This is a genomic window from Paenibacillus sp. A3, assembly GCF_001399685.1.
GTDB lineage: Bacteria > Bacillota > Bacilli > Paenibacillales > NBRC-103111 > Paenibacillus_G.
Map to the genome: position 1 here is coordinate 1 of NZ_JTHN01000226.1, position 8,847 is coordinate 8,847.

At 48.7% G+C, this 8,847-nt stretch carries 8 protein-coding genes and 2 pseudogenes; 8 read left to right on the forward strand and 2 right to left on the reverse strand.

The window, feature by feature from the left end:
• The coding region (glmS, locus tag QJ48_RS29455) for a glutamine--fructose-6-phosphate transaminase (isomerizing) (RefSeq protein WP_063858193.1) at positions 1-986 on the forward strand (986 nt) is incomplete at its 5' end.
• A gap of 344 nt (positions 987-1,330) precedes the next feature.
• Here glmS and QJ48_RS39020 read toward each other — a convergent pair.
• Positions 1,331-1,778: pseudogene (locus QJ48_RS39020) on the reverse strand (response regulator transcription factor); the annotation flags it as partial.
• 280 nt (positions 1,779-2,058) lie between these two features.
• On the opposite strand from QJ48_RS39020, the gene QJ48_RS29460 reads away from it, so the two are divergent.
• Positions 2,059-4,218, forward strand: coding sequence for a serine hydrolase (locus QJ48_RS29460; RefSeq protein ID WP_054976938.1), 2,160 nt, complete (start codon positions 2,059-2,061; stop codon positions 4,216-4,218).
• A 256-nt stretch (positions 4,219-4,474) separates the two neighbouring features.
• Here QJ48_RS29460 and QJ48_RS36370 read toward each other — a convergent pair.
• Positions 4,475-4,675, reverse strand: a pseudogene (locus tag QJ48_RS36370) (NAD(P)-binding domain-containing protein); the annotation flags it as partial.
• Between the two features lie 241 nt (positions 4,676-4,916).
• Between QJ48_RS36370 and QJ48_RS29465 the strand changes: the two are divergent.
• From QJ48_RS29465 to QJ48_RS29490, 6 genes are all read left to right on the forward strand, one after another.
• A complete protein-coding gene (locus tag QJ48_RS29465; protein WP_054976939.1) occupies positions 4,917-5,315 on the forward strand; it encodes a RidA family protein in 399 nt (132 codons plus the stop codon).
• Between the two features lie 97 nt (positions 5,316-5,412).
• Complete coding sequence (locus tag QJ48_RS29470) at positions 5,413-5,940, forward strand: DinB family protein (protein ID WP_054976940.1); 528 nt, start codon at positions 5,413-5,415, stop codon at positions 5,938-5,940.
• A 103-nt stretch (positions 5,941-6,043) separates the two neighbouring features.
• Positions 6,044-6,829, forward strand: coding sequence for an alpha/beta fold hydrolase (locus tag QJ48_RS29475; RefSeq protein ID WP_054976941.1), 786 nt, complete (start codon positions 6,044-6,046; stop codon positions 6,827-6,829).
• A 199-nt stretch (positions 6,830-7,028) separates the two neighbouring features.
• Positions 7,029-7,685 (forward strand): phosphatase PAP2 family protein, encoded by a 657-nt coding sequence (locus tag QJ48_RS29480; protein ID WP_054976942.1) that lies wholly within the window; start codon positions 7,029-7,031, stop codon positions 7,683-7,685.
• A gap of 54 nt (positions 7,686-7,739) precedes the next feature.
• Complete coding sequence (locus QJ48_RS29485) at positions 7,740-7,919, forward strand: hypothetical protein (protein WP_237763108.1); 180 nt, start codon at positions 7,740-7,742, stop codon at positions 7,917-7,919.
• Positions 7,920-7,983: 64 nt separating this feature from the next.
• Positions 7,984-8,847, forward strand: coding sequence for an Ig-like domain-containing protein (locus QJ48_RS29490; RefSeq protein WP_054976944.1), 864 nt, complete (start codon positions 7,984-7,986; stop codon positions 8,845-8,847).

Genomic DNA, 8,847 nt, shown 5'->3' on the forward strand with positions numbered 1-8,847 from the left:
AAGTAGGCATGACGCCGGAGCAGATTCGCACCATTCGACAAGTCCACATCGTGGCTTGCGGTACGGCTTATCATGCGGGTCTTGTCGGAAAATCGGTGATCGAGAAGCTGGCACGGATTCCGGTAGAAACCGATGTCGCTTCGGAATACCGTTACCGCGCTCCGATTATTACACCGGAGACGCCCGGCATCGTCGTGAGCCAATCCGGCGAGACAGCAGACACGTTGGCTGCACTTCGTGAAGCAAAACGCTGCGGCGCGCGGGTGTTAGCTATAACGAACGTGGTCGGCAGCTCCGTTGCCCGGGAAGCGGACGACGTGATCGTCACGTGGGCCGGTCCTGAGATTGCCGTAGCCTCCACAAAGGCGTATACTTCGCAGTTGATTGCCTTTTACCTGCTCGGGCTGTATCTGGCCCAGACGCTTGGCACGGTGGACGAGGCTTACATCGCAGACGTCGTTGCAGGTCTGCAGGAACTGCCGGAAAAGGTCGAAAGCATTTTGGCTCAAGCCGATACGATCAAGGCGATTGCCGAGCAAGTATCGACGCATGACAATCTGTTCTTCATCGGCCGCGGCTTGGATTATGCTGTGGCTTTGGAAGGCTCCTTGAAGCTGAAGGAAATTTCTTACATCCACTCCGAAGCATACGCTGCCGGTGAGCTCAAGCACGGAACGCTGGCGCTCATTGAGGAAGGCATCCCGGTGATCGCTTTGGCGACCCAGGACGACCTCTTCGAAAAAACGGTCAGCAATATCAAGGAAGTCAAAGCGCGCGGCGCGCACGTATTCGGCATCCATGCCGAAGGCGACGCCGAGCTTGCCAAGGTCGTCGACCATACGTTTGCGATCCCGGCAACGCTGCCGCTGTTGACTCCGGCACTGTCCGTTGTGCCGCTGCAGCTGCTCGCGTATTACGCGTCGCTGGCCCGCGGCAACGATGTCGACAAGCCGCGGAACTTGGCGAAGAGCGTGACGGTGGAGTAGTTTGGTTGTATTAGACTGAGGTAATTGTCCGCAAATAATAATGTTTTAGACTGAATAATAAAGTATCCAACTGCAATTGGAAAAAGCTGTCCGGAAAGTAGATAGTCTACTTTTTAGGACAGCTTTTTAATACTCTAGGTTATAACCTTACTTAACGCAACTTGTTTTTCTCTTTCCTGAGATGCTTCTTTTTCCATGCGCACACGACTGTACTGACCGTTTCATCTGCCGATATGCTTTTCGGCAGGAACTGTTTTAAGTACGGCATCGGTGTTAATGCGATATTCCGCCGGAATACTTCGAACTCTGAGCTATAAAAAGTACATATCACTAAACGCCACCAATGAGCCGATCTTCTCCAACTGCTCACGTTGACGCTTCATCTCTTCGAAAACCCCGTAGCGACCGATTGGTCGATCCAGATTCCTCCGTGATAAATAAGTTTCAAGACTTCCTTCATCTCCTGCGGATGAATCGACTTAAGCAATGTAGCCTTCCGCCCCGCGCTCCAATGCAGTTGCTGCCTGCAAGGAATCCTCCAACGTTGTCATGAGTACAACCTTCAAATCAGGCCATCATTGTTTCATCTCAAGTAAAGCTTCAAGCCCACCTATTCCTGCATACGAATATCCATTAGCACGTATCCCGGTTGGGAAAGCTCGCAATGTTCTAATACTTCGCGCCCGTCCCCCGTCTTACCTACAACTCAAAGTCAGCATGCTGATCCAAAATTTGCTTCAAACTGTCGGTAATGATCGCCTGGTCATCAACAATCAGCAGGCGGATCGCGTCTGCCGTTATGGTCGGTCTGTAGCCGGAGCTGCTGACTATCGGCAGGGATATAGACAATATTTCCCGAGCCGTCAAGCGAAAGAGGTTTTTAAACGGTTAGAACCGCTGTTAAAAGCATGTCACATCAGACAGTTGATAGTTTGTCATACGGTATATGTGACAGGTCCAAAATACGATGTCATAAAATAGCTTGGCGGTTTTATCACTATCCGATTTAACAACTTCGGGGGTAAGGTGAGGGGGTAAAGCAAAACAACATTCCAACTAGGAGCGATGCGTTATGAAATCATTCACTATTCAAAAAGGAGTTGCACTTACTTTAACAGCTATACTGGCAGGTACGCTAGTATTCCCTACTTATGGAACTCTGCACGCAGCGGGTCAGACACCAACCCAACAAGCTATCGACAAAGCCGCCAATACCGACAATATTCCAGGCGTTATCGTTACCGTGAAGAATGGGGATGCGAGTTGGTCATATGCTTCCGGCGAAGCGAATATCGAAAGGAACCATAAAGTAGACGCGAACTCCACTTTCCGGATCGGAAGTACATCGAAGTCGTTTGTCGCTACGGTTGCCTTGCAGCTTGCCGGCGAGAAGAAGCTAAGTCTCGACGATACGGTGGAGAAATGGCTGCCGGGACTCGTAAAGGGCAATGGGTTCGATGGCAATAACATTAAGATTCGTCAATTATTGAATCATACAAGCGGGATCCCGGACTACTTGACTCCGGAATTCAAGACGAATTTACTCGCAAATCCGGGCGAAAGTTATACAGCCGAACAGTTAATTGCCCGCGGTTTGAAGCTGAAGCCGGTAACGGGTTGGCAATATTCGAACACGAATACGGTTATTATGGGGCTCATTATCCAGAAAGTTACCGGAGAAACCTATGCCGAGCAGATTAAGAAACGGATTATTGAGCCGCTTCGGCTGAAAGAAACGTTCCTCCCCGGCAGCTCGGCGGATATTCCGAAAAAAAATGCCCGCGGCTACCTGAACACTGGAGATAAGTTAGTAGATATTACTGTGCTTAACCCATCGTTTACTAACGCCGCCGGCGAAATGATTTCGACAGGGGAAGATATGACGACATTTTTCCGTGCCTTATTGGGCGGAAAGCTGTTGACACCGGAGATGCAAAAGGAAATGCTCAACAGCACAGCCGACTCCCCATTGGGAAGGTACGGACTTGGCATACACGCAACAAAGCTGCCGGACGGCACCATCGTATGGGGGCATGGCGGGGGTATTCCCGGATTTACCAATTTTGCAGGCGGAACGGAAGACGGTCAACATGTCATCTCGATAAACATCAATGTGTTGAGCGATGCGGAGAAGCATATCAACGATATTTTAGCGTCGGAATTTGCAATAGAAGCCAAAAAAGAACTCACGGAGAAGGAAAAGAAAAGCAAGCATCGGGAAGAAGTCAAACGCGTCATGGATGAGGTGGTAACCATCAAAAGAGTCCCAAGTGTCATCGCTGGCGGGCTCAAGGATGGGGAACGCTGGTCCTACGCTACAGGTACAGCCAGCTACGAAGTACCACGCCCGGTGCAGCCGGATTTTTCATTCCGTATTGGAAGCATCACGAAGACGTTTACCGCTACCGTTGTATTGCAGTTGGCTGAGGAGAAAAAATTGAACCTGGACGATTCGGTCGAAAAATGGCTGCCGGGACTCGTAAAGGGTAATGGATATGACGGCAACAAAATAACGATTCGTCAGTTATTGAACCATACTAGCGGGATTGCAGCCTATACAGATAATGACATGCGAGATATTACCTTGCCTCAAAATCCATTCCGTTACTATACCGTCGACGAGCTTATCGGCTTGGCACTTGCAAAGCCACCTGTATATGCGCCAGGGGAGGGCTGGAACTATTCCAACACCAATACCGTGCTAGCCGGTCAAATTATTCAGAAGGTAACCGGAGATACGTATGCGGAGCAGATCAGGAAACGGTTCATCGAACCGCTCGGGATGACAGGGACATTCGTAATGGAAAATAGTCACGATATTCCGGGCAACCATGCCACAGGATATAATATGGATAGATCGGGTCATTTGTATGATTTAACAGAAATCAATCAATCGTGGGCAAATGCAGCCGGAGATATGGTTTCCACAGTCAAAGATTTGACCACCTTCTTCAGTGCGTTGTTGGGCGGAAAGCTTCTAAATCAAGAGATGATGGAGCAGATGCTCACAACTGTCGATTCGCCTATAGGTAAAGTCGGACTAGGGATTTATGAAGAAAAAACACCGGACGGGCAGTCCTATTGGGGGCATGCCGGCGGTACTTTCGGATTTGAATCGAGAGCCGGCGGATCTCTTGGCGGGGAGCATATTTTGGTAACGTGCTTCAACTCGGTAGCGCCGGAAATCATGACGGCTCGCGGTAAAATATTCAATAAGGAGTTTGGCCGTTAAGTTTAAAACCGACATCGCGCACTGTATTCGAGGGCGGATGTCGGTTTCTTGCACACATCAGCGCAATAAAGCCACCGACGACATTGTGATTAACAGTAGCCATCTCCAGTTATGATTTCAGCTACACGCCGCATTAATCTTTTTTACAGATGTATAAACTATGAGTGCTGAGGTTTTAAGAGAGCTTTCGGGGTTTCCGAAATGCCCCGTCTGGATGACCTTCCCCTGATGCTTGGCTTCCTCCGACGGGGGCAACTTCTTTTGTATCCAGGATGCGGGCTGATGTTTCATAATTGGCAACGCAGACGATAGTGATTGGACTCGCGCTAATGGCCGAAGCAGCGGAAGAGGCGAGTACCGCGCCCTGCTGAACGAGTCGTTCTGCCTTCGAGAGTGTCCGGTTCCAGACCGTCACTCGCTTGCCGTTTCTCAGCAGCGTCTGTGCGAGCGCCGTCAATAGACCGTATTGGTTAAAATTGACTCCAAAAATGATTTGGATTATATTCTAGTAAAGCCACTCTCTTCGCATTTATAAAGAAAGGAGCATTCGATCCATGAAGAAAAAAACGTTAAAGTTCATAGCTTGTGGATACGGATACTCGACTGCTGTTTTTTTCTAGAATTCATTTACGGGTGAAGTCTGCCTGAAAATAATGTAAAAAAATAGCAGAAAACTTTAGGGTGCGAGGTAAATTCAAATGGAACACGCCAAGATCGTTAGAAAAAATCCGGCAGGGATGCCCGATCCGGTAGGGAACTACACCCATATTACGAAAATCCCCAGAAACGCAGAGTTGTACGTTACTTCCGGTCAAATCGGCGTAGACCGAAATGGCAGCATTCCCGAACCTATGAACGAACAGATCAAGAATACGTTTGACAATATTAAAACTGTTTTACATTCCGTGGAATTAACGTCAGAAAATATTATTAAGGTTAATATATGGGCTACCGAAAAAATCGATTGGGATTATCTTGATGCCGAGTGGGAGGAGTTATTCGGTAACAATTATCCCGCCATGACGATTGCTTACATTTCTGAATTAGGATTGCCGGAAATAAAAATAGAAATAGAAGTATGGGCAGCTAAAGTCTAAAGCAACTCTCTCAATCCACCCCCACGTAAAAGCCGTGCTTTGACGTGGGATTTTTATTAATGATTCTTGGACGAACGGAGAGAAAGGAGCAGTGTGCATGAATTTTCATTTGAAAGAAGCGATTGAGGTTCTGGAGCGTACGCCGCAAACGTTGGAGTATTTTTTATCCGGTTTATCGGATGGATGGCTGCAGTGCAATGAAGGCGAAGGGACATGGAACGTCGTTGAAGTAATTGAGCACCTCATTGAGGGAGAGAAAACGAATTGGGTCCCGAGGCTGGAGTTTATTCTTCAGGAAGGGGAAAGCAAACCGTTTCCGCCATTTGACCGTTATGCGCACTTGAATGAAAAAGCGGAAAAATCGTTTGAACAAAAGCTGCATGAATTCAAAACGATTCGAGCCTCAAATATAGCCAAACTTAAGGAGCTCGTCAACCCTGAAGCGCATCTCGAATTGACGGGCATCCACCCTGTATTTGGGGTCGTCAAGCTGAGAGAATTGCTCTCCACATGGGTTGTTCATGATTTAACCCACATGGCTCAAATCGTTCGGGTCATGGCTGAGAGATACCGGGCGGACGTCGGACCATGGAAACAATATTTAGGTATATTAAAAAAGGAATGATGATAGCCGACATGGAACCCAGACAAGGATAGGTATTCACCTATGGTTGCCCGGATGAGTATCTTATTGTTGAAGATACGTCATTTTGTACGGGGGAATCTATGTGGGCACCTTTGTTAATGTAGAACCGGGTGTAAATTTATTTGTGGAGGATATTAATCCGGGAGGAAGCAAGACCATTGTTTTTATACATGGCTGGCCGTTAAGCCATAAACAGTTTGAGTATCAGTTTGACGTTCTTCCCGCGCTGGGATACCGCTGTATAGGAATTGACTGGAGGGGCTTCGGCAATTCGGATAAGCCGTTGAGCGGCTACAATTATAACCGATTGGCCGATGATATCCGTACGATAGTCGGTGCGCTTCAATTGCATGACTTCACGCTTGTTGGTCATTCCACTGGCGGCTCGATCGCGATTCGGTATGTGTCCCGGTACAATGGCTACGGAGTGTCTAATCTTGTCCTTGTTGACGCTGCGGCTCCCATAGGCTTTACGCCAGAAACAGCCAATAAGTTTCTTCATGAGACGTTAAATGATCGCCCTAAGATGATGCGGGAAGTCACCGACAGCTTTTTCTTTCAGTATATCACCGCTCCGTTCTCGGAATGGTTCTTTCAACTGGGATTACAGGCGGCAGGCTGGTCGACTGCGGCCGTCGTCGTTATGCTGAGAGATGAGAAGCTATATGATGATCTGCCGTTCATATCCGTGCCTACCTTAATCGTCCACGGCATTCACGACAAAGTCATCCCATTTCAACAAGCGCAGGAACTCCATCAAAACATAAGAAATTCACAGCTTGTCCCGTTTCACTATAGCGGCCATGGCCCTTTCTGGGAGGAACGCGACAAGTTTAACCAGCTATTGAGTCATTTTATAATGCAATGAAAGGACCGGGATTCCTTGATAAATAAGGAGTTCCGGTCTATTTCTTTATGATGGACAAAGCAATAAATACCCCTTTTTAGGTATGGAAGCGTGGCTGTGCCGGCTTTATTGTTAAGCTTATGGAATGCGGCATGCGAAGGGCGAAAGCCAGGTCCATGCCTATTTCTTATGGAGCAGCTAACATCGATGGAGGGGTCACTTGAATAGGTCATATGTCATATATGCGTATGTATCGAGCCTGCTCGCGGCCTGCGGGTTTGGGATCATTGCGCTGGCGGTTAAGGGAGACCGGCTGTTTGCTTTCGATCACAGCATCTCGTCCTTTATCCAGAGCTGGGAGTCCGCGGGATGGACCCGAGTCATGAAAGGGTTCAGTTGGATCGGTTCCACGATGCCGATTATCGTGCTTTCGCTTGGGATGATCATCGTGCTGTATGTTTTGTTAGGCCGGCGGAAGGAGCTTTTTTTATTTATTGCAGCGATCGGCGGTTCTACGGCAGTAGGATATGTTTCGAAATCTTTGTTCGCTCGGGAGAGACCGAACTTTCACCGGCTCCTGGAGGAAGATGGGTTTTCCTTTCCGAGCTCGTCGTCGGTTGCCGCCGTGGCTTTATATGGCATTATCGTTTATTTGTTGTGGAGCCATATCGGAAGCCGTACGGGGAAAATCGCACTCACGGCGGCGGCTATGTTCATGATGGTCTGCATCGGTCTGAGCCGAATTTATTTGGGGGTGCATTACCCGAGCGACGTTATCGGCGGCATGCTGGCAGGCGCAGCTTGGCTATGGCTGTCGATCGCCGTGTACAAACATCTTTCCGATTCGCATGATAAAAGCGCCAAGTTATCGATGTAATCTGTTTTGTTAATACAGCTTATGATTTATGGCAGAAAATTGATAGAGGCCCGGGTGAGAAAAGTGGAAAATGTCCTTATTGCTTTTGTCAGCATTATGGTCTTGGGAGGAGTTATCTTCTATAGCCTATGGTGGGAAGGCGGGAACGTAAGCTTTAAATTTGCAAAGTGGTTTTTTGGTATTTTTTTTGCATCGGCGCTGGTTGTTGGCGGCTACACCTACTTTATGAGTTAAGGGTATGGAAGTTTAGCCGCATGAAGTAAACTATGGCACCAAGGGTAAGAACGGAGGATATGTGGTGGAAGGTTGGAAGCGGAAGAAGCGATGGATTGCGATGATTCTTGTGGTTGTGCTTGCTTTGGGATTGTTTCCCGGCGGGAAGGGGTTTGCTGCGGATTCACCTGTTTTGGATCAAGAGCAGCCAAATAAAAACGGAAATGTTTTTGTTAACCGTGATTATCCGAGATATCAAACCTTTACCCCTGCCATTGCCGGTAATCTCAATAAGATTGAGCTCAACATATTCGATTATTATGCTGGAACCGGGGCAATACGGTTGGGTATCTATAAAGAAGGCGATCTTGGGACGCCGCTTGCCACAGCTGAGCTGACGTCGTACAGCCCAGGCTGGATGGTGGTCGATTTCTCCGGAGCATCGCCTTACTTGAAGAAAGATACGATGTATCGAATGGTTGCCTCTACGGAAAATGGAGGAAGCGGTGCGGGTTTTGGATGGTACACTAGCCCGGGTGATCCCTATAAACGAGGCTATTCGCCGTCGCCAGGGTACGACTTTTCCTTCAGGACCTACATGATTGCGGATTATTCGATATCTCCGGGGGAGAGCGAGATTTCCAGCGCCCAGTCCAGTCTCACAGCCGATGGGACAAGTCAGACGACGGTTACTGTGAAGTTGAAGGACGCGCAGGGCAATGCTTGGCCGACCGGAGGGTCGGCGGTTGCGATCACGTCGACGTTAGGGACGGTTGGCGCTGTGACGGATAATCAAAATGGCACCTATACGGCGACGCTGACAGCGCCGACGACGGTAGGGACAACGACGATCAGCGCGACCGTCGGCGGCAGCGCGGTAGGCCAGACAGCGAGTGGTCACTTTCTGCGTGGGCAGGGGAGCGTATCCCTGTGTCGTATCCACCACTAG